Genomic DNA, 21,520 nt, shown 5'->3' with positions numbered 1-21,520 from the left:
GTTTTGTTTTGGGCGGTCGAAAAGCGCAGGTGCAAGCGTGCTGGCAACGAACGCCAGCAAAACGCGCATTCTCCGAATAACGCGAACGTTCTGATATCGAGCGAAAGCCCAACCTTCTCCCCGAGATCGCCAATATCAGCGGACGCTCCGTCATCCCATTATTCGCGCCGCATGCCGCGACCGCCCCCTCGACCAGCGGCTCAATCCCGGCCGACAAATTTGCACAGTTATTTCTGAACCAGACCATTAGAATAGGCACCTAACCTTTTTTAGAGTTCGAGCCCTAACTATGCCCGATCCGGTTGATACCCCAGCGGTGTCGGATTTACCCCTGGACGATCTGGTGGCATGCCATGAGTGCGACTTGCTGATGCGCAAGCCCACGCTCGCTCGAGGCGAAAAGGCTCAATGCCCACGCTGCGGTTACGAGCTCTATGCTCACCGCTACAATGTCGTTGAGCGAAGCCTCGCCTTGGTAATTGCCGCGTTATTGCTGTACATCCCCGCGAACTTTTTACCCATCATGCAGCTCAATCTACTCGGGCAGTCCTCAGAGGACACCGTTTGGAGCGGGGTTGTAGGTCTGTTCGATACCGGCATGCAAGGCGTCGCCGCAGTGGTGTTTCTGTGCAGCATGGGCATCCCATTGCTCAAATTGCTCTGCCAATTGGCTGTGCTGCTGAGCATTCGCTGGAAGATCGGCCGCAGCTATGGGTTGTTGCTTTACCGCATTTACCATCACTTGAAAGACTGGGGAATGTTGGAGGTCTACCTGATGGGCGTGCTCGTGGCGATCGTCAAACTCGCCGACATGGCCTCCATCACGGTCGGCCTGGGGCTTATCTGTTTCGTCAGTCTATTAATGGTTCAGGTGCTGCTTGAGGTGGTGATGTCGCCCCACCAGATCTGGCAAGCGTTGTCAGGAGAGGATGATCATGCGGGCGATTGATGCAGGCATTCTGATTTGTACCGAATGCCACGAGCTGAACAAGCAAGAGGCCGACACCGATGAGCAGCTCTGCACCCGTTGCGGTGCGCTGATCCACGCCCGTCGTCCCAACAGCCTTACGCGTACCTGGGCGTTACTGGTCACGGCGGCGATCCTGTATATCCCCGCCAACCTGTTACCAATCATGACCGTTAACTCCCTTGGCCAGGGCGATCCAAGTACCATCATGGCCGGCGTGATCCAGCTGGTGCAGCACGGCATGTTCCCCATTGCTGCTGTGGTGTTTATTGCCAGTATTCTTGTACCGACATTCAAGCTGGTGGGCATTGGCCTGCTGTTGTTCTCGGTGCAGCGTCGCCAGCCGCTGTCCGCACAACAACGGATTATCATGTACCGCTTTATCGAATTCATTGGCCGCTGGTCCATGCTGGATATCTTCGTGATCGCCATCCTGGTAGCGGTTGTTAACTTTGGGCGACTTGCCAGTGTCGAGGCTAATCTCGGTGCTGCAGCGTTCGCCAGTGTGGTGATCTTGACGATGCTTGCCGCAGTAACTTTTGATCCCCGACTGATTTGGGACAACACGGAGTCGGACGACGACCATGAGTGATTTGCCAAAAGCTAAAACCCGCCCGGCCTCCAACTGGTCGGCCATTTGGGTGTTGCCCCTGATAGCCCTGATCATCGGTGGTTGGCTGGGATGGCGTGCCTATTCCCAACAAGGCATCGAGATCCAGGTGCGCTTTGAAAGCGGCGAGGGCATCCAGGCCAACAAGACCGAAGTGGTCTACAAAGGCATGCCCGTGGGCAAGGTCAAGACCCTGGCCCTGGACGACGAGGGCAACAATCGTGGGGTGATCGCCACCATCGAGATGAACAAGGATGTGGAGCAATACCTCAAGACCAACACCCGTTTCTGGCTGGTCAAACCCAGCGTCAGCCTCGCCGGTATCACAGGCCTGGAAACCCTGGTCTCGGGTAACTACATTGCGGCCAGCCCTGGCGACGGCGAGCCGTCCCGCAAGTTCAAGGCCCTGTCCGAAGAGCCGCCTTTATCCGACGCCAAGCCCGGCTTGCACCTGACCATCAAGGCCGATCGCCTGGGCTCGCTCAACCGTGGCAGCCCGGTGTTCTACAAGCAGATTCAGGTTGGCCAGGTCAAAAGCTACCTGTTGTCCGAAGACCAGAGTACGGTCGAGATCAAGGTCTACATCGAGCCCACTTACGCCAGCCTGGTGCGCAAACATACGCGCTTTTGGAACGCCAGCGGCATCAGCATCGACGCCAACCTCTCCGGCGTGAAAGTGCGCAGCGAGTCTCTCGCGAGCATTGTTGCCGGCGGCATCGCTTTCGCCACACCCGAGAACCGCAAGGACAGCCCTCCCACCGATCCAAGCCTGCCGTTTCGCTTATACGAAGACTTCGACGCAGCGGCGGCCGGTCTCAAGGTCAAGGTCAAACTCACCGACTTCGAAGGTCTGCAGGCCGGGCGCACACCGGTCATGTACAAAGGTATTCAGGTCGGTAGCCTGAAAACCCTGAAGATTGACCCCGACCTGTCCAGCGCCAATGCCGAGCTGACCCTCGACCCGCTTGCCGAAGACTACCTGGTGCAAGACACCCAGTTCTGGGTGGTCAAACCGTCCATCTCGCTTGCCGGTATCACTGGCCTGGAAGCGCTGGTCAAAGGTAACTACATCGCCATTCGCCCTGGCGACAAAGGCAGTGCGCCGCAGCGCGAATTCGTCGCTCGGGCCAAGGCACCACCGTTGGACCTGCGTTCCCCCGGCCTGCACATGGTGTTGTTCACCGACAGCCTCGGCTCGCTGGATGTCGGCAGCCCGATCCTCTACAAACAGGTCAAGGTGGGTTCGGTACAGAGCTACCAGTTCTCGCGCAAGAACAAGCAATTGGTGATCGGTGTTCACATCGAGAAGGAATACGAAAACCTGGTTAACGGTTCGACGCGCTTCTGGAATGCCAGCGGCGTCACGCTGACGGGCGGGCTCACCGGGGGCATCCAGGTCAAGAGTGAATCCCTGGCCAGCTTGATGGCCGGCGGTATTGCCTTCGAGACCCCGGAACCGAACGTGCCGCTGAAAAAACGTATCCCGCGCTTCCGTCTGTTTGCCGATCGCGAAGCCGCCAATCAACACGGCACGCTGGTGACCATCAAGGTCGATCGCGCCGACGGCCTGCGCCCCGGCACCGCGGTACGCTTCAAAGGCCTGGACGTGGGCAAGATCGAGAGCGTCGACCTCAGTGCCGATATGCAGTCGGTGTTGCTCAGCGCGCGCATCACCCAAGTAGCCGATCGGATCGCCCGCGCTGGCAGTCAGTTCTGGGTGGTCAAGCCCGAATTGGGCCTGATGAAAACCTCGAACCTGGAAACCCTGGTCACGGGCCAGTACATCGAGGTGCAGCCATCCGCGAAAAACGCCGGCCCACAAAAGAGTTTCGTCGCGTTGGACAAGCCACCGGAGGCGGCCCGTCAGGAGGAAGGCCTGAGCCTGGTACTCAGCGCCGCACGCCGTGGCTCGTTGAAGGAAGGCGTGCCGGTCACCTACCGTGAGGTCACCGTCGGCAAAGTCACCGGCTACGAGCTGGGTCAGACCGCCGACCGCGTGCTGATCCATATCTTGATCGAACCCAAGTACGCGCCACTGGTGCGCAGCGGCAGCCGCTTCTGGAACACCAGCGGTTTCGGTCTCGACTTCGGCCTGTTCAAGGGCGCGACGGTGCGCACTGAATCCCTGGAGACGCTGGTCGCCGGCGGTATCGCTTTCGCCACGCCAGACGGCGAGCGTATGGGCAATGCCGCCCGGCCGCAGCAGACCTTCCCGCTGTTCGACAAGTTTGAAGATGAATGGCTGACCTGGGCGCCTAAGATTTCGCTCGGCAAATAAACCGAGGCGCGGCCATCGCGGGCAAGCCCGGCTCCCACATTCAAGCGCATTTATCCTGTAGAAATGCGCTCACCTGTGGGAGCGGGCTTGCCCGCGAAGAGGCCATAACAGGCGAAAAAAAAGGCCCCTGGGTGCTCACCCAGGGGCCTTTTTTAATTTCAGCTCAGTGGATCAAACCTCATCCAGCTCCGGCTCATCCGCCTGCACATTCACGGTCGCCTTCACCGCATCGTGACGACGGATGTACTTCCAGTCCGCCTCATCAATGTAGATGCCGTTCGGTCCACTGCCACCTTCCAGGTCAATCGCCACCTGGGCGGACACCTGCGGCTTCACACTGGCCAGAATCGGCACAAAACCCAGCTGCAAACTGGTTTCCAGCAGCGCCGCCTGGTTTTTCTCATCGATGTCCGCTGCCTCATCGAGGTAATACGGCAAACGCACACGCCCGGCCTGATCACGGTCCATCAAGTGCAGCAACAAGTACATGTTGGTCAGCGCCTTGATGGTCATGGTGGTGCCGTTGGATGCCGCGCCGTCGATGTCGGTGTGAATCACCGGCTGGCCATGCACCTTGGTGATCTCGAACGCCAGCTCGAACAGGTCCTTGAGGCCCAACTGGTTATGGTTGGCGGCTACCAGGCGCGCCAGGTACTCCTTGGCTTCCTCGTTCTTGTTGTCTTGCTCGGCGCTCTGGCTGAGGTCAAACACCGACAACGTCTCGCCTTCTTCATACTGACCGGCACTGTGGATGATCTGGTCGATATGCTTGAGGGCTTCCTTGTTCGGCGCCAGCACAATGCGGAAGCTTTGCAGGTTGGACACCTGACGCTTGTTGATCTCGCGGTTGAACAAGGCCAACTGGTGTTCCAGGCTGTCGTAGTCGCTGCGGATATTGCGCAGGGTGCGCGCAATATCGGTGACGGCTGCACGGCGCGCCTTGCCCAAGGTCAAGGCTTCGTCAGTGCGGTGCGCATACGCGTTGATCAGCAGTTGCAGGCGACGTTCGACGTCATCCTCGCTGTCAAACTTGGCCACGCCTTTAAGGCGAACCTGCGCATACAAGGCTTCGATCTGGCCATCGGCGCGCAGTAAACCCTGCCAGCTGTCCTGATAGTCATTGAGCAGCGGCAGCAGGTTATCCATGGAGTCGTCGACCGGGTCCATGAACGGCGTGCCGAACGGCAAGTCCGCCGGCAACAGCTGACGACGGCGCAGTGCGTCATCCAGCGTGCGTTGCTTGGCCTCCATGTCGCCAATCTGGCGCCCAACCAGTTGCAGCTTGGCCGACAGTTGCTGCACACGTTCGGTGAAGGCGTCGCTGGAGCGCTTCAACTCATCCTGGGCAGCTTCCATTTGCGCCAGGTTTTCCAGCTTCTCGCCTTCTTCAGCGCTCAGGGTCTGGGCGCGACGGAAGTCTTCCAGTGCCTTCTGCGCATCCAGCACTTGCTGGTACAGCGCTTCAGTTTGGGTCTTGCTCGCTGCGCGGTCGGAGGCCACGGCCTGCTGGGTCTTGAGTTGCTTGAGTTCTTTTTCCAGGCGCTCTTTCTGGTCGCGCAACGCCGCGCGGTCCGCCAGGGCCTGCAACGCCGGTGGCTCGATGTGCGAGATGTCGATGGACAGCCCCGGCACTTCGAAGCGCTCGCCTTTGAAGCCGTCGAGGATCTGCTCCAGGGATTTGACCCACTGGCCGTCCTCATCCAGCGTGATGCCGTGCTCGCCCAATGGCAGGCTGAACAACGAGCTGTTGAACAGGCGCATCAGACGCTCGACATCCTGCTGCGAAAACTCTTCGCGCAGTTTGGCGTAGCTGTTGTTGTCCGCGTGGTCGAGCTGCTGCTTGACCGACTTCAAGCGTTTTTCCAGATCGCGCAAGCGCTCGTCCAAATCCTCGGCGCTGAACTGCCGCGACTGCGCCAGGGCGCCCGCCAATTCATCGTGGGCATCCTTGGCCGCCAGCAGTTGCTGCTCCAGCACCTTGACGTCATCCACCAGGGCGAAGCGATGCTTGAGCACCGACAGCTCGCCCAGCCAACGCTGGATGCCGCTTATTTCGCGCTCCAGGCGCATCAGCTCCTGAGTGCCACCGCGCTGATCGTTTTGCAGCGCGTCCTGCTCATTGCGGTAATGCTCGGCCTGGATCGTCAGCTCTTCCTTGCGCGCACTGGCGTAGTCCGACCAGGTGCCCAGCAACGAATCCAGCAAGGGCGACAGGCGATGCAGTTTGCCGCGCAATACATCGCGCTGCCGAACGCCATTGGCCAACGCCTCAACCAACGGGCCGGCCGCCACCAGCGAGTTGTAATCCTGCTCCATGCGCCTTACATCGCGGAACGCTTCTTCGCACGCCGCGATGTAGTCCACGCTGCCGGAGCGCAGGCTGTGTTCGAAGGCATCCAGGAACAATTGCTTGAGCTTGGCGGCGGTGATTTCGCGCATGTGCAGCAGGTTGATAAACAGTGCGCGGAAGGTCTTCAGGCTCTGCTCGCTGGTGGAGCGCAGCGGAATCAGGGTCAGGTCCAGCGGGATCGACGTGTGGCCGCCCACCAGCAAGCGGCGCAGTTCGTCCGGCTTGAGCTCGTAGGCTTTCAGGCCTTCGCGCTCAAGGTTGGTGAACAGCTCTTTCTGACGCAGGCAGGTGTCGTTTTTCTGGTAATGCGCCAGGTCCAGCTTGCCGGCATAGGCAAAGAACTGGTGCCCGAAACCACCGCCGGGGCCACGCCCGACCACGCCGATCACGTGCGGGCCGTGGGGCAGCGAGACTTCCACGAGGATGTAGCTGGTGTCGGTGGCAAAGTAGAAGCGCCGCGATTGCTCCAGGGTGTACTTGCCGAAACTCATGTCCGACATGCGCGCCAGAATCGGGAACTGCAGGGCGTTGATCGAGGCGGATTTACCCAGGTTGTTCGCGCCGTACACCGACAGCGGTTCTTCCAGCGGGAACAGGCCCAAACTGTAACCGGCGGTGTTCAATAGGGCGAAGCGGCGGATGCCGTAGCGTTCCTTGCTCATGCGTCGGTCTCCTGTTCTTCGGCAATGGCGCGGGCCAGGGCGTCTTCTTCGCTTTCTTCGTCAAAGTCGCTCAAGTCCAGCGGGTCGTCGGTCTTGAGCAGTTTTTCATCGCTGTCTTCGTCGATGATCACCGGCACCGGCAAAGGCAGCACGCTGTGCACACTGGCGGCGAGGTCGCGGTCCTGCTGCACTGACAGGCACACGTCGAGGAAACGGTGCATCGGCGGCAGGAAGCGATACACGCCGTTGTCTTCGCTGGCAAAACCCAATTGGGTCATACGGCGCATGATTTTTTCTTCAAGTTCTTCCTGGGTCTGCACTTCGGCCTGGATAAACAGGTCGCGGTACTTCTCCAGCAACGACGGCAACTCGTCACGGCCCAGGCTGCCGCCGTCGAGCACGGCGATCGGGTCGCGGCCCTGGTCGGCCAGGTGCTCGACAAGGATGAAGGTGAACAGCGCCAGGCGCTGGGCGGTCTTGTTCACTTGCGCGCTGGCAATCGCCGAGTCCGGCACAAAGTAATAGAAGCCGCGTGTATCGCACACCAGTTCAAAACCCAGCGCCTTGAACAGCGTGCGGTACTGGTCCTGGAAGTTCGACAGTTGCGCGTACAGCTCCGGGTCGCGGCGGCTGACGTGGTAACCCTTGAACAGCTCGCGAAAGATCGGCGCCAGCTGGGACAGTTCGGATAGATCAAGATGCATGAGGTGTACTCGCAGAATTCTCGGCCATATCAGCGCCGGCCGGGAGCAGGGCGAATGAGCGCAGGCTGACCTGGTGCTCGTGTGTGTGGTAATCGCGGCGTTCCAGGCGTTCGCGCTTGAAGCGTTTTTCGCGGGACAGGCGTGAGAACCAGTACAACAATTCGTCGGTGGCGCCGTCCGGTTCCTGCTCCAGCAGCCAGGTCATCAGGTCTGGCATCGGCAGCGCGTCTTCGCAGCGCTCGAGCATTTCCTTGACCGTGCGCGGTGCACGCTGGGCGTCGCCCTTGTGGGATTTGTGCGCCTTGGGGAAACGCGCCGGTTTCGGCTCGAAATTCGCCAGCGCGTACACATAGGCCTCGACCTGGCTGGCACTGCCGAGGAAGGTGCTTTGCGGTCGCGTGAACATCGGCATCGCCGCTTGCGGCACGGCGTCCAGACCTTTACGGCGGATGGCCGACAAGGCCAGCGCGGCGCCACGGGTCACGGCGTTGTGCCGGCGCGCTTCTTCACGCAGCGGCAGCAGCAATTCGCGCGCATGACGCAAGGTCAGTTGGGCGCTGGTCTGCATTTCGAGGATGCGCGCGTGGGTGCGCAGCAGCATGTCGTCATCGACCAGGTGGCCGAGGCGTTGTTGCTCGGTGAGCATGCGCAACAGCACGTTTTCGACCTTGCGCACGCCTTGCTCGAAGGCGCCGTCGGCGTTCACCAGCTGGATCATCGGCTCGACGTATTCGTCCCAGGTCGCCAGCACTTCGGCGTAACGCTGGCGCAACGGGATCTGCCGGTCGCTGGTCTTGGCGCGGTCGGCCACGGCCGCGAGGGCTTGCTCATCGTTGGCGAGTTTTTTCAATACATCGCGTACGCGCATGTCCAGCAGGCGCAGCTGGCGGGCCAGGTCGTGGCCATCGCGGATGTCGAAAGCGTCCTGAATGTAGCCGGCCAGGCGCTCGAGGTGGCGCAGGTAGGCTTCGATTTCCAGGCACAGGCCAAGCCGGTGCTCCTTGCGAAGATAGGCCAGGAAGTCGTGGATCTGTGCGTTGAGCTCGAAACGGTTCGGGCTTTTGGCGACAGGCACCAGGATATCCAGGCGAATCCACACGTCCAGCAGGCTGGTGATGTCCTGGGGCGTGCTGTCCAGTTGTTGGGCGGCCAGTTGCGCGCGCAGTTCGCCAAGGCTCAAGGTGCCTTGGTCGAAGTGTTCGCACAGTGGCTCAAGTAAGGCCCAGTGTTCGGCGAGGGCGCGCAGGACGCGCTTGGGTTCGATCATGGGAATGGCCGGCTGGTTGGCGATTAAAAGTCGCGATTGTACTGCATCAGGCGCGGGATTTATCCACAGCCGGTCAGTGCGCAGTGGGCGATTGTTACCGAACAGCGGTAGAATCCCCGCTCTTTAGTTATCCACAAGTGGCCGAGCTGTGCTTATCGAGTCCCGACGTCGCGCTTACTTGACCGCCATGCAGGTGGTCAACTGGCTGCCCCGCACCGAACTGCCGTTTGCCGCCCCGTCGCGGCCCGAGCTGCTGCAGGCGCTTGAGCCTTATGAGGCGTTCGACGTGTCGGGGGAAGAGGCGGCTGCGCCGGTGGCCGTGGTCAAGCCCACACCCGAATCGCGCCCTGTCGTCGAGCGGGCGAAGGTCGAAGTGCCGCGCCCGGCACCAATGGCCAAGCCAGTGGTGGCCGAAACGGTTGCGCCGGTAGCCAAGGCGCCCGTGGTGCCGCCGCCGCGCTTTGCCCTGCAATTGCTGCGGGCCGGGCGTTGCCTGCTATTGGTGGAGTTACCCACAGGCGAGCGTTTCCAGACCCGCGACCCGGCTTACATGTTGCTCAAGGACATGCTGCGCGCTGCCGGCTTGCCCGACAGCCCGCAAATCGTCGGCGACCCGGTGCGCTGGCCGCTGCTGGTGCGTGGCAACATGGACCAGGGCCCGGAAGCCGCGCGGGATTTTGTGCAAGGTTTTGTTTCGGCGCGCCTCGAAGACGAGCCATGCGTGTGCCTGTGGCTGATCGGCCTGCCCGCCGTGCGGTTTGCCGGCGAGGCGAATGCCGAGGCCTGGTACCGTGAACTGCAGGTCGAGGGTCTTGGGTCGGTGTGGGCCCTGCCGGGCCTGGAATTATTAATGGAAGAGCCACAGCGTAAGGCTGATGTATGGCAAGCCATGCGCCGGCTGATGGCGCGCTGGAAAAGTACCGATGAGTGAAGCTTTATCTTTCCGCCCAATGACCGAGGCGGACCTCGACGCTGTACTGAAGATTGAATACGCGGCGTTCAGCCATCCGTGGACCCGCGGGATTTTTCTCGACGGCTTGGGCAAGTACCAGATCTGGTTGATGTTTGAAGGTGAGCAGCAGGTAGGCCACGGCGTGGTGCAGATCATCCTCGATGAAGCGCATCTGCTGAACATTACCGTCAAGCCGGAAAACCAGGGCCGGGGTTTGGGCCTGGCGTTGCTGGAACACTTGATGTCCCGCGCCTATGCCGCCAATGCCCGGGAATGCTTCCTGGAAGTGCGCGACAGCAATACGGGGGCGTTCCGCCTGTATGAGCGTTACGGCTTCAATGAGATCGGCCGTCGGCGCGATTACTACCCCGCCGTGGGTGGCCGCGAAGATGCCGTCGTGATGGCCTGCACGTTAGTGGACTGAATACAGAAGCCAATGTGGGAGCGGGCTTGCTCGCGAATACGGTGTATCAGTCAAAGATTTACTGACTGAACGATCGCATTCGCGAGCAAGCCCGCTCCCACATTTTGAACCGCGCTGTATCAGCGGTTACCGTCAACCGGGTCGATGTCGGCCAGCTCAGCCTCATCCAGCCCATTGCCGCCACCAATCTCATCTTCATCGACGATGCTCAAGTCGTAATCCGCCGGGTTATCCTCGCCTTCCTCCCGCGCATCCCGCGCACCGTCCTCATGGATCAGCGTTTCCGGGCTCATATCATCATCAGTCGGCTCATGGTCCGCCGTCGATGCGCCAGTCATGCCCGCTTCGCGCACCCGTTCGTCGGGCATCAATTGCTCGCGCTCTCCCGGCGGGATCTCATCACCGATTTCCGCGGTCGGTTCTTCCTCGTCAAAATCCAGCTCGCGTATCGAGCCCATGCGGTCTTCGTTGTCGTCAATCGGTTCCGGCTGCGTAGCGCCGTAGGGACGTCGTGATTCAGTCATGGCCAATCCTCATACTGTGGGGCTTATAGTGTGTGGACAGGCACGGCGCCCTAAAGATTCAAGCTAATTACGGCTTGGCGTGACCCGGACGAGCGGTTGTCTGTCACACAGCTGCGCATCATTCCTGAGGCTTTCCCTGATGAACGAACTACAAGACCTGCTTGATAACAACGAACGCTGGGCGGACGCGATCAAACAGGAAGATCCCGAATTCTTCGCCAAGCTTGCCCGCCAGCAAACCCCGGAATACCTGTGGATCGGTTGCTCCGACGCCCGCGTACCGGCCAACGAGATCGTCGGCATGTTGCCGGGTGATCTGTTCGTGCACCGCAACGTCGCCAACGTGGTGCTGCACACCGACCTCAATTGCCTGTCGGTGATCCAGTACGCAGTCGACGTGCTCAAGGTCAAACACATCCTCGTCACCGGCCACTATGGCTGTGGCGGTGTGCGCGCGTCGATGCAGGACCGCCAGTTCGGCCTGATCGACGGCTGGCTGCGCACTATTCGTGATCTCTATTACGAAAACCGTGACCTGCTGGCGCAGCTGCCCACCGAAGAAGAGCGCGTCGATCGCCTTTGTGAGCTGAACGTGATTCAGCAGGTGGCCAATGTCGGCCACACCAGCATTGTGCAAAACGCCTGGCACCGTGGGCAGAGCCTGTCGATTCATGGCTGTATCTATGGCATCAAGGATGGCCGCTGGAAAAGCTTGAACACCACCATCAGTGGGTTTGAGCAGTTGCCGCCGCAATACCGCCTGCGCCCGTTGGGCGAAGCCTAAGGTCTTTTGCGTTCACGCCATCGGGCCATGAACGCCTGACCTTCGCTGTTTAACGGCTCCTGGCTGCCGGTGATCCAGCCCCGGCAGTTCAGCTCGCCGCACAGGCAAGCGAACTGCTGGGGCAGCGCGTCCTCGGTACTGGCGTAATCCAGCGTCAGCAAGGTGCCGGCAGCGATGGGCTGTACGGTCCAGAGCTCCAGGTCTGTGGTGTCGAAAAACACATTCGGGTCGCAGGAGTGCAACAGCAGGCCGCAGAACCAGCAGTCATACAAGTGGATACGGGGCGACAGCTGCAGCGTATGCGGGCGCCGCTCACCCACGGCATAGCCGGAAACCTTGGCGATGCGCACACGGCTGTCAAAGGCGATGCGCGCCTTGACCCCGGCGGGTAATCCGTTAGCGTCCTGAATGGGCAGAAATTGCTCGGTCGAAGGATAGCCCGGCTCAAAAAGCAGGGTTTTGAAAGGGTAAAGGCAGTCCTTTGTGCTGGTTTTAGCCTTATCCATGGCTTGAGTTTTCATAACTCTCCTGGCCTAGGCTGCATCGACCTACTGAGTTGTCTGACTGCCAGTCTTGCAGCGAATGTGTGCGACCCCAGACTCGCCCAAGTTGAATTCGATTTCTACTGTCAAATCTGACAGTAGAAACCGTTCTGTTTGTGCGCTTTATAGCGCTGGCGCGGTAAGAGATGCTGCCGGCACGACGCCCTTCAACTGTTTCAACTGGGCCCTGATCGCAGGCGTGGCGCATTTGGCGTTGGCCTGTTCCGGGGTCAGGTTGCGGACCGAGGTGTAAAACAACTCACAGGTTTGCTCCTTGCGCGTGACCTGCCAGGTGTTCATGCACGCCTTTAGCAACACATTCGGATCGCTGGCGGGCTTCTGTCCCATGCCGGCTTGCCAGCAGGCAGCGCTCAAATCCTGGCCCATCACCTTCAAACCGGCTTCGTCGGCTTTTTGTTCATTGCCGTCGTAGGTGGCAGGGTCTGCCGCATACCAGATGTAGCTGGGGTGGTTGGCGCCCAGCACCGACACGGGTTTGCCCTCGGTCGGGCTGATCTGCGCCAGGCCCAACACCGCCACCGTCTGACCGTATTGCTGTTTGATCCAGCTGCGCACCGGCGCACCGAACGCCACCATCGGCAATGAGCCGTTGGCGTGCAGGCTCAGTTCCTTGACCATGCGGGTCTGATAGTCGGTGAAATAGCTGTAAACCGTTTCCAGGTCCTTGCCCGCGTTGGATGGCGCGGCGATGGGGGCGATATCGATGATGGTCTGGTAGGCCGGGGTTTCGGTGGCCGGGATGCCGTTGTCGGTGAGCAACGTGGCCCAGCGATCCGTGGTGGCCGATTCCAGGTAATCTTGGGCCTGGGTCAGCGAGTAATCCGGCGGGAAGTGCAGCAGCTCGATGCTTTTGCGGTTTTCCAGCGCCATGCCCAGCGGCAGGAACAGGTACCAGTTGTAGGCCCATTTGCCGTCGGTGTTGAGTTTGCTGGCGCCTTGGTAGGCCAGGTCAGCGGTGTTGAGCAGCGTGGTGAGGGGCTGGCCGTAGTGGTCAGGTACGCCGCTGAAGGTCGCCACGACCTCGCCGTCATGGGTTTTCACGCTGACCTTGGCGCGGCTGTACCCGTCGCGCTGCAAGCTCTGGTTCAGGTAGTGCTCGGCGGTCTGCTCCAGCGTCCATGGCCGAAAGCAGATCACGTTGCAGTTATTGGGAAACGCGAACACTTGGGTGACGCGTTGCGTGCTGCCCAGTGGTACTTCGATATCGGCGTGTACGAGCGCACTGGCCAGCAGTGCGACCAAGGTGAAGGACAGCCTGGTCGGTTTGAACATAGTTGGTTCCTTGTCAGCGAAAGCCCGTCTGCGCGGGGTGAAAGCCCACCTGCACACAGTAGCGGCTGACCAGGAAAACCGCGTGCTAAATCGCCAGGCGTGTCGTTATTGGATAAGAAAACCTACAGCTTGAATTGCAATGCGTTGCTCAAATCGCCCATGGGCGTCTGGCCGCGGGAAATCATCGCGTCATCGCGCTGCTTGAGGCCGTCCAGTTTCTCCAGCTGGAACACCCTGGTGATCAAACGCAGGATCGATGCCGTGTCGTAAACCGTGTGGTCCACGGTGCCTTTGCGCGCAAACGGCGACACTACCAGCGCCGGAACCCGCGTGCCCGGGCCCCAGCGGTCGCCTTTGGGCGGTGCCACGTGGTCCCACCAGCCGCCGTTCTCATCGACGGTCACCACCACCACCATGTTTTTCCACTGCGGGCTTTCCTGCAGCACTTTCAGGGCGCGAACGATATGGCGATCGCCCGAGGCTACGTCGGCGTAACCGGCGTGCATGTTCAGGTTGCCCTGAGGCTTGTAGAAGCTCACGGCAGGCAGCTTGCCGGCCTGGGCGTCGGCGAAGAATTTGTTGGTGCTGGCCTCATCACCCAAGCCGCCATCGCGCAGGCGTTTATCACGCTCGGCACGGTTTTCTGGCCCTTGTTGCTTGAAGTAGTTGAACGGCTGGTGGTGATACTGAAAGTTGGGGATTTTCGGAATGCCGCCCGAGTCCTTGAATTGGTCGAGGGTCGCTTGCCACGCCCCGGCGTACCAGGCCCAGTCGACGTTCTTTTTCGACAGCTTGTCGCCGATGTGTTCGTGGGTCTGCGGCACCAGTACGTTGGGCAGGTCGGGTTTGGAGTAATCCGGGTTGTCCAGGTCGCGAATCCAGGTCGGCCAGTACGGCGGGGCGAGGGTGTTCACGCCGTAGCCATCCGGCGTCAGTGCGCTGGGGCCAAACTGCGGTGGGCCGGTCATGGCGCTGGCGGGTGACTTGTCCAGCGGCTTGAGACGCGGGTCGGCTGGGTCATCGCTTTGCAGCGTGGCAATCTGCGCCTTGGCCACCGACTGCGCGGCGTTCGGATAAAACGGCGCGGTGGCGCTGATCAGGTATTGGTGGTTAAGAAACGAGCCACCAAATGCACCCTGAAAGAAGTTGTCGCACAGCACAAACTCCTTGGCCACATCCCACAGGCGCAAGGAATAACGGCTCTGGGCGTAATGGCCCATCACCAGGCCACCGGAATCGCCCCAGGCCACAAAGTTGTCGTTCTTGCCGCCGTTGATCTGCATCTGGTTCTGGTAGAACACGTGCCACAAATCGCGCGTGACCAGGCTCAAAGGCAGGTCTTCGGCGTTCGGGCCTTTGAGGGCGAACGGTGCGTTGGGCAGGTTTTCCTGGAATTGCACTTCGCTGGGGTAGGTCACCCCGTCGACACTTTGCGGGCCGACTTGCAACACACCGCCCCAGGTTGGCGGCAGGCTGGTCAGCAGGCTGCCGTCGCGGTCGCGTTGCTGGGCATCGGCGCCGGAGAGCGCCGACAGTGGTTTTTCCACGCCAGGGAAATCAGCAAACAAATTGTTGAAGCTGCGGTTTTCGGCATAGATCACCACCACGGTTTTCACCTGGTCGTGCAAGGCCTTGTCCAGCTCTTGAGGTGTGAGCGGTCGCGTCACCGGTGTGGTCGGTGTTTCACCGGTGTTGCCGCAGGCACTCAAGGTCGCGCCGACCCCCAGCACTGCCGCGCCCCCCAGGAAACGCCGGCGGCTGGTGTCCACCGGCGGTTGGGCGATGGAATCGGGAGAAGGGCGGTCTTCGTGCTCGTCACTCATTGCTGGGAGTCCCTGCGCGGTGGTTGTTTCAAGATATTTCGCAGGACGGTAGCAATGCAATGTGACGAAAAGAAGACAGTCGGGTTAAAGCCTCAGGTCGAAATGTGGCAGCGGGCTTGCTCGCGAAAGCGCTGTATCAGTCAACCGTTTCCGTCACTGACCCGCGGGCATTTTCGCGAGCAAGCCCGCTTCCACCCTGACCGTGTTAGGGCATGACGGGCGGCAAATACTTCAACGTCGTCCCCAACGCCCACAGCAGGAACAACACCAGCGGCGTATGCACCAGCAACTGCACAAACGAAAAGCCGATCAAATCCCGCGCCTTGAGCCCCAACACGCCCAGCAGCGGCAGCATATAAAACGGGTTGATCAGGTTCGGCAGCGCCTCGGCCGCGTTGTAGATCTGCACTGCCCAGCCCAGGTGGTATTGCAGGTCGTTGGCCACTTGCATCACGTAAGGCGCTTCGATGATCCACTTGCCGCCGCCCGACGGAATAAAGAAGCCCAGCACCGCCGAGTACACGCCCATCAACAGCGCATAGGTGTCGTGTGAAGCAATAGAGGTGAAAAAGGTTGAGATATGGTGCGCCAGGGTTTGGCCGTCGCCGCCCTTGACCACCGTCATCAGCGCCGCGATGGAGCCATACAGCGGAAACTGGATCAGCACGCCGGTGGTGGTCGGTACGGCGCGCGCCACCGCATCAAGGAAGCTGCGCGGGCGCCAGTGCAGCAGTGCGCCGACCATGATGAACAGGAAGTTGTAGGTGTTGAGCCCCGATATCGCACTGATCGCCGGCTTGGTCGAAAACTCATGGAACAGCCAACCGGCCGCCAGCAACGCCAGCAGAATAGTCAGCAGCGGGCTATGTTCCAGCCATTCGCCCGGGCGGGTGGGCGCTTGAAGCTTGGGCAGGTTGAACGCCGGGTCGACGCCGCAGGCCTTTGCATCACGGGCGCTGTTCGGGCCGGGCGCGGTGGCGTAGGCGATGATCAGCGAGACCACGATCAGCGCCAGTAACATCACCCCGGATTGCCACAGGAAAATCGTGTCGGTGAACGGGATCACCCCCGTAATCGACAGGATCGATGGCGGCAAGCTGGCCGGGTTGGCCTGCAACTGCGCGGCCGACGACGACAGCCCCAGCGCCCACACCGCGCCCAGGCCCAGGTAGGCCGCAGCGCCGGCTGCGCGGTAATCCATGCGTAAATCCGTGCGGCGGGCCAGTGCGCGCACCAGCAACCCGCCGAACACCAGCGACAAGCCCCAGTTGAGCAGGGACGCGACCATGGAAATCAATGCGACCCAGGCCACTGCCGAACGGCCGTTTTTGGGGATACGTGCCAGGCGGTCAATCAATCTCACCGCCGGTGGCGAACTGGCCACCACGTAACCGCCGATCACCACGAAGGCCATCTGCATGGTGAACGGGATCAGGCTCCAGAACCCGTCACCAAAGGCTTTGGCGGCTTCGGTGGGTGCGGCGCCCATGCCCAGGGTCGCCACGGCGACGATGATCACCGCGAGGGCGGCAAACACCCAGGAATCCGGAAACCAGCGTTCGGCGAAGTTGGAGCAGCGCAGGGCAAATCTGGCATAGCGGCTTTCTTCGATAGCATCGGCCACGAGTCATTCCTCTTGTATTTATTATGGTGTTGGCAGTTTTACGGCATGTTCCGCTACGGCCATTGATATGGGAATGCAGTTATCTTCATCGATCCATGAGTAAAACAAATATATCTGCCGTGATTGCCATCACCGGACTCAACTCATAACCTGCACGCCATTTTGTTTGTCTGCCGAGCTTGCACATGACTGCCACCTTTTCCCCACGGGCGCAGCGTTTTTCCCGCTCCGACTACAAAACCCTGGGCCTGGCCGCCCTCGGCGGCGCCCTGGAAATCTACGATTTCATCATCTTCGTATTCTTTGCGCTGACCCTCAGCCAACTGTTTTTCCCGCCCGAAATGCCCGAGTGGCTGCGCCTGCTGCAAAGCTTCGGCATCTTCGTGACCGGCTACCTGGCGCGCCCGCTCGGCGGCATCCTGATGGCGCACTTCGCCGATCACCTGGGTCGCAAACGCGTGTTCAGCCTGAGCATCCTGATGATGGCGCTGCCGTGCCTGCTGATCGGGATCATGCCGACCTACGCGCAAATCGGCTATTTCGCGCCGCTGATCCTGCTGGTGCTGCGCGTGCTGCAAGGTGCCGCGGTGGGCGGCGAAGTGCCCAGTGCCTGGACCTTCGTCGCCGAGCACGCACCGCGTCATCACCGCGGCTACGCCCTGGGTTTCCTGCAAGCCGGCCTGACCTTCGGCTACCTGCTGGGCGCACTCACTGCCACGCTGCTGGCGCAAGTCTTCACCCCAGCCGAAATCCTCGATTACGCCTGGCGCTTCCCGTTCCTGCTCGGTGGCGTATTCGGCGTGATCGGCGTGTGGCTGCGCCGCTGGCTCAGTGAAACCCCGGTGTTCCTCGACATGCAGGCCCGCCGCCAGGCGGCCGCCGAACTGCCGCTGCGCACCGTGCTGCGCGACCATCGCGCCGTGCTGCTGCCGGCGATGATCCTCGCCTGCGTACTCACCTCGGCCGTGGTGGTGCTGGTCGTCATCACCCCGACCCTGATGCAAAAAACCTTCGGCATGAGCCCCAGCCGCACCTTCGCCTTGAGCGCGCTGGGCATCGTCTTTCTGAATATCGGCTGCGTCCTCGCCGGCCTGCTGGTGGACCGTATCGGCGCCTGGCGCGCGGTGCTGGTCTACAGCCTGTTGCTGCCAGTGGGGATTGCGCTGCTGTACGCGAGCCTTATCAACGGCGGCCTCTGGCTGGGCGCGGCGTACGCCGTGGCGGGCTTGAGTTGCGGCGTGGTGGGCGCGGTGCCATCGGTGATGGTCGGCCTGTTTCCAGCGCACGTGCGGGTGTCGGGGATTTCCTTCACCTACAACATTGCCTACGCGTTGTGGGCGAGTACTACGCCGTTGCTGCTGATCGCGCTGATGCCCACGCGCCCGTGGATTTGTGTGGGCTATTGCGTGGTGATGGGCGCGGTGGGGGTGGCGAGTGTGGCGCTGTTTGGCAAGCGCCACCCAGTAAACGCTGTTACAAATGGCACTTAGGGCCATTAATTGACGGTTAGGAAGGTCGCTCCTATAGTCACGCCCAATCTTGACGAGCACACTTACCTCTATGTCTCAGGTCGCCTATGTCAACCCTGCAATCCTGTCCTGGTCTCGCCAGCGAGCAGGGCTATCTGAAGCGCAGGTTGCCAAAGGTCTCATGGTCAAATTGGACCGGCTGAAGGAGTGGGAAGGCGGCCAGAGTCTTCCCACCTTCAACCAGGCGCAAAAGTGGGCTGCCATTGTGCACGTGCCTTTCGGCTATCTCTTTCTCAGGGCTCCTCCACTAGAGCATTTGCCTCTTCCAGACCTGCGTACTGTGGGTGGCGTTTTTCCAGACGAGCCCAGCTTGAACCTGATGGACACAGTGAGAGACGTGCTCCGTAAGCAAGACTGGTACTTGGAGTACTTGCAGGATCACGAGCGAGCCCCGTTGCCCTTTGTTGGGCATTTCAATAGCCACTCGCCGATCAAAGACGTTGTTGCAGATATTCGTCGCGTACTCGGCGTGACGGATGCATTTGCTCGAATGGGTTACGAAGACTATGTGAGGGCTTTGGTGAGTGGTGCGGAAGAGGCCGGAATTCTCGTCATGCGAAGTGGTGTTGCCTTGGGCAACACCCACAGGAAACTCGATGTCAGTGAGTTTCGAGGTTTTGCGATCAGCAATCCGATGGCCCCGGTGGTTTTCATCAACAGTGCGGACGCGCCCACGGCGCGGCTTTTTACATTGATGCATGAACTGGCGCATATATGGATTGGTAGCACGGGCGTGTCTGATGGCAGCAGTCAAAGTGCCCGTCAGGAAGAGGCCTTCTGCAATGCGGTGGCGGGAGAGTTTCTAGCGCCGGAACTCATTTTTCGAGCGCATTGGGTTGCCGATGTTCACTGGGAAGAAAACCTGGGGCCTTTGGCCGGACGCTTTCGTGTCAGCGCATTGGTGATTGCACGGCGCGCCCGTGATCTTGGCTACATCAGTAATGATCAATACGGCGCTTACTACCGCCGGATCTTGCAGGAGTATCGAGATAAAGACGGCAGTGGAGGCGACTACTACCGCACAGCAGCTATCAGGAATAGCGCTCGGTTTAGCAAGGCCGTTCTCGCAGAAGCACAGAGCGGGCGAATTTTGTTGCGGGACGCAGGAAAATTGCTGGGTGTGCAGCCAGCTAAGCTGAAGACTTATGGAATGAAACTATCGGCATGAAGCATCTATTGGATTCGAATACATTAATCGAGGCCAAGAACCGTTATTACGGAATGACGATATGCCCAGGCTATTGGGCATGGATACTTCAGCAGCATCAGGCCTTGGAAATTGCCAGTATTGTTCCAGTCAGAGACGAACTAGCCAAAGGCAACGATGAGTTGACGCTGTGGGTAAAGGGTAATGCTGGACTGTTTGAAGACTCGAGTGATCAACAGACCCAAGTGGCCTTTGGGAATATTGTCTCAAGAATTGCCGAGCAAGTACCGGTGATGAAGGCCGGAGCACTGGAAGAGTTTCTTGAAGGGGCAGATGCTTGGCTAATCGCCAAGGCGATGACGACGGGGGCTGTGGTTGTCACACATGAAGTCTACAACCCTGACATCAAGCGCAAATACACCATTCCCAACGTGTGTGCTCTGTTTGGCGTTCCGTACATGAACACCTTCGAGTTGCTCAGTAAGCTCGACGCTCGTTTCGTTTTACATCACTGACAACGTGAAGGGGAGCGCGCGCCCCCCCGTTACAAGATCTTCAGGTCAGAAAGTGCCAGAGCAACAGCGTACCGACCAGGCCGACCACGGAAACGATGGTTTGCAGCACCGACCACACCCAGATCGTCTGCTTCAACTGCAAGCCAAAGTACTCGCGCACCATCCAGAACCCGGCGTCGTTGACGTGGCAGAAGAACACCGAGCCGGCGCCAATCGCCAGCGCCACCAGTGAACTCTGCGTCGCCGCCAAACCCGCCATCATTGGCGCGAGAATGCCCGCCGTGGTTGTCGTGGCGACGGTCGCCGAACCGGTGGCCTGGCGCAGGGCCACGGCAATCAACCAGGCCAGCAGCAGATACGGCATGTGCGCGCCTTCGGCGACTTTACTGATGGTCTGGCTGACGCCGGCGTCCAGCAATGTTTGCTTGAGGCCGCCGCCGGCGCCGATGGTCAACAGCAACACGGCGATGGGCGCGAGGGCTTTGCGCAGCGTGTTGCCGACCTCGGCGCGTGGCATGCCGGCGGCCCAGCCCAGGCAGATCACGGCGGCGATGACAGCCAGGCCGAGGGCGATCAGCGGTTCACCGAGGAACTTCAAGGTCAGTGCCAGCGGGTTTTCCGGCGCCATCGCGACTTTGGCCAGGGTACTGCCGAGCATCAAAATCACCGGCAACAAAATGATCAGCAACGACACCCCGAAACTCGGCTGGCGCGGTGCCTTGGGCGGTGCGCTGAACAGCGCGCCGATGTCGGCAGGTTCATCCACCTGCATGCGCTTGGACAGCCAGTTGCCATACAGCGGCCCCGCGAGAATCACCGCCGGCACCGCCAGGCAGAAGCCCAGCAACATGGTCAGGCCCAAGTCGGCGTGCAATGCGCTCACCGCAATCAGCGGCCCCGGGTGCGGTGGCATCAGCGCGTGCAGGGTGGTCATGCCCGCCAGCGCCGGAATGGCGATTTTCAGCAGCGGCTGATTCGAACGTTTGGCCATTACGAAGATGATCGGCACCATCATCACCAGCCCGACTTCAAAGAACAGCGGCAGGCCGATCACCATCGCCACCAGTGCCATCACCCAAGGCAACGACTTGCCTTTGCCCAGCCCGAGCAAGGTGGTGGCGATACGGTCGGCGGCGCCGGATTCGGCCATTAACGCACCGAGCATCGAGCCCAGAGCAATGATGATCCCGGCCTCACCGAGGATCGCCCCGGCGCCTTTGCTGAAGGCCTTGGCGACTTCTTCCGGCGGCAGCCCCGCGCCGACGCCGGCGATAAACGTACCGATCAGAATCGATAAAAATGGCGGCAGCTTGGTCGCGCTGATCAACACAATGATGCTAGCGATGGCCAGCAGAACGCAGAACATGAGACGGGTGTCGTGAACCATCCACGCGGCAGTCGATAACTCCAAAACGGAACTCCTTATCGAACAGGTTGGCTAATTTGTTTCTTTTTGTTTCCTGCTCGAAAAGCATACCTGATAGAACTGTTGCAGCGCGTCCATGGGCGATTTTGGTGCGCGCGA

At 60.4% G+C, this 21,520-nt stretch carries 18 protein-coding genes; 9 read left to right on the top strand and 9 right to left on the bottom strand.

Going from position 1 to position 21,520, the window contains the following annotated elements; genetic code table 11:
- Positions 1 to 289: 289 nt before the first annotated feature.
- From ACM530_RS06470 to ACM530_RS06460, 3 genes are read left to right on the top strand one after another with little or no spacing between them, the layout of a single operon-like run.
- Positions 290 to 949 carry a paraquat-inducible protein A gene (locus ACM530_RS06470; RefSeq protein ID WP_145165466.1) on the top strand — a complete coding sequence of 220 codons (660 nt, stop codon included), beginning with the start codon at positions 290 to 292 and terminating at the stop codon, positions 947 to 949.
- Positions 936 to 1,559 carry a paraquat-inducible protein A gene (locus ACM530_RS06465; protein WP_242195008.1) on the top strand — a complete coding sequence of 208 codons (624 nt, stop codon included), beginning with the start codon at positions 936 to 938 and terminating at the stop codon, positions 1,557 to 1,559. Before ACM530_RS06470 ends, ACM530_RS06465 begins: the two co-directional genes overlap by 14 nt.
- Complete coding sequence (locus ACM530_RS06460; RefSeq protein ID WP_416364459.1) at positions 1,552 to 3,855, top strand: MlaD family protein; 2,304 nt, start codon at positions 1,552 to 1,554, stop codon at positions 3,853 to 3,855. Before ACM530_RS06465 ends, ACM530_RS06460 begins: the two co-directional genes overlap by 8 nt.
- Before the next feature lie 171 nt (positions 3,856 to 4,026).
- Here ACM530_RS06460 and mksF read toward each other — a convergent pair whose 3' ends face one another.
- The 3 genes from mksF to mksB are packed head-to-tail and all read right to left on the bottom strand — an operon-like array spanning position 4,027 to position 8,838.
- The gene (gene mksF, locus ACM530_RS06455; protein ID WP_106578505.1) at positions 4,027 to 6,867 is read right to left on the bottom strand and encodes an Mks condensin complex protein MksF; all 2,841 of its coding nucleotides are present in this window, start codon (positions 6,865 to 6,867) and stop codon (positions 4,027 to 4,029) included.
- On the bottom strand, positions 6,864 to 7,571 hold the full coding sequence (gene mksE, locus ACM530_RS06450) for an Mks condensin complex protein MksE (protein ID WP_145165472.1): 708 nt from the start codon (positions 7,569 to 7,571) through the stop codon (positions 6,864 to 6,866). Before mksE ends, mksF begins: the two co-directional genes overlap by 4 nt.
- The gene (gene mksB, locus ACM530_RS06445; protein ID WP_145165474.1) at positions 7,561 to 8,838 is read right to left on the bottom strand and encodes an Mks condensin complex protein MksB; all 1,278 of its coding nucleotides are present in this window, start codon (positions 8,836 to 8,838) and stop codon (positions 7,561 to 7,563) included. Before mksB ends, mksE begins: the two co-directional genes overlap by 11 nt.
- Positions 8,839 to 9,025: 187 nt before the next feature.
- On the opposite strand from mksB, the gene ACM530_RS06440 reads away from it, so the two are divergent.
- Positions 9,026 to 9,769: an energy transducer TonB gene (locus tag ACM530_RS06440; protein ID WP_145165603.1), complete on the top strand. Its 744-nt coding sequence runs from the start codon at positions 9,026 to 9,028 to the stop codon at positions 9,767 to 9,769.
- Positions 9,762 to 10,214, top strand: coding sequence for a ribosomal protein S18-alanine N-acetyltransferase (gene rimI / locus ACM530_RS06435; protein WP_003188286.1), 453 nt, complete (start codon positions 9,762 to 9,764; stop codon positions 10,212 to 10,214). Before ACM530_RS06440 ends, rimI begins: the two co-directional genes overlap by 8 nt.
- Before the next feature lie 119 nt (positions 10,215 to 10,333).
- On the opposite strand, the gene ACM530_RS06430 is transcribed toward rimI, so the two are convergent.
- On the bottom strand, positions 10,334 to 10,738 hold the full coding sequence (locus ACM530_RS06430) for a serine kinase/phosphatase (RefSeq protein ID WP_242195005.1): 405 nt from the start codon (positions 10,736 to 10,738) through the stop codon (positions 10,334 to 10,336).
- Positions 10,739 to 10,877: 139 nt separating this feature from the next.
- On the opposite strand from ACM530_RS06430, the gene can reads away from it, so the two are divergent.
- Positions 10,878 to 11,522 (top strand): carbonate dehydratase, encoded by a 645-nt coding sequence (gene can / locus ACM530_RS06425; protein WP_010213394.1) that lies wholly within the window; start codon positions 10,878 to 10,880, stop codon positions 11,520 to 11,522.
- Here the strand turns inward: can and ACM530_RS06420 are convergent.
- The 4 genes from ACM530_RS06420 to ACM530_RS06405 form a co-directional block, all read right to left on the bottom strand.
- Positions 11,519 to 12,043 carry an SET domain-containing protein-lysine N-methyltransferase gene (locus ACM530_RS06420; RefSeq protein ID WP_242195002.1) on the bottom strand — a complete coding sequence of 175 codons (525 nt, stop codon included), beginning with the start codon at positions 12,041 to 12,043 and terminating at the stop codon, positions 11,519 to 11,521. The genes can and ACM530_RS06420 overlap by 4 nt on opposite strands.
- Positions 12,044 to 12,187: 144 nt before the next feature.
- The gene (locus tag ACM530_RS06415; RefSeq protein ID WP_416364458.1) at positions 12,188 to 13,357 is read right to left on the bottom strand and encodes a hypothetical protein; all 1,170 of its coding nucleotides are present in this window, start codon (positions 13,355 to 13,357) and stop codon (positions 12,188 to 12,190) included.
- Positions 13,358 to 13,479: 122 nt separating this feature from the next.
- Positions 13,480 to 15,180, bottom strand: a complete 1,701-nt coding sequence (gene acpA / locus ACM530_RS06410; RefSeq protein ID WP_416364457.1) for an acid phosphatase — start codon at positions 15,178 to 15,180, stop codon at positions 13,480 to 13,482.
- Positions 15,181 to 15,385: 205 nt separating this feature from the next.
- Positions 15,386 to 16,804: a short-chain fatty acid transporter gene (locus ACM530_RS06405; protein ID WP_145165484.1), complete on the bottom strand. Its 1,419-nt coding sequence runs from the start codon at positions 16,802 to 16,804 to the stop codon at positions 15,386 to 15,388.
- A 185-nt stretch (positions 16,805 to 16,989) separates the two neighbouring features.
- Between ACM530_RS06405 and ACM530_RS06400 the strand changes: the two genes are divergently transcribed.
- The 3 genes from ACM530_RS06400 to ACM530_RS06390 all read left to right on the top strand — a co-directional run bounded on the left by ACM530_RS06400 (position 16,990) and on the right by ACM530_RS06390 (position 19,995).
- Positions 16,990 to 18,294, top strand: a complete 1,305-nt coding sequence (locus ACM530_RS06400) for an MFS transporter (protein ID WP_416364456.1) — start codon at positions 16,990 to 16,992, stop codon at positions 18,292 to 18,294.
- 70 nt (positions 18,295 to 18,364) lie between these two features.
- A complete protein-coding gene (locus ACM530_RS06395; protein WP_416364455.1) occupies positions 18,365 to 19,501 on the top strand; it encodes an XRE family transcriptional regulator in 1,137 nt (378 codons plus the stop codon).
- Positions 19,498 to 19,995 carry a DUF4411 family protein gene (locus tag ACM530_RS06390; RefSeq protein WP_145165490.1) on the top strand — a complete coding sequence of 166 codons (498 nt, stop codon included), beginning with the start codon at positions 19,498 to 19,500 and terminating at the stop codon, positions 19,993 to 19,995. The genes ACM530_RS06395 and ACM530_RS06390 overlap by 4 nt, the downstream gene beginning before the upstream one ends.
- Before the next feature lie 40 nt (positions 19,996 to 20,035).
- Here the strand turns inward: ACM530_RS06390 and ACM530_RS06385 are convergent, their stop codons facing one another.
- On the bottom strand, positions 20,036 to 21,406 hold the full coding sequence (locus tag ACM530_RS06385) for a gluconate:H+ symporter (protein WP_106578515.1): 1,371 nt from the start codon (positions 21,404 to 21,406) through the stop codon (positions 20,036 to 20,038).
- Between the last annotated feature and the right edge of the window lie 114 nt (positions 21,407 to 21,520).

The sequence above is a fragment of the Pseudomonas sp. NFX183 genome (assembly GCF_047943075.1).
In the GTDB taxonomy this organism is placed as follows: domain Bacteria; phylum Pseudomonadota; class Gammaproteobacteria; order Pseudomonadales; family Pseudomonadaceae; genus Aquipseudomonas.
This window is presented reverse-complemented; position numbering and strand designations above follow the sequence as displayed.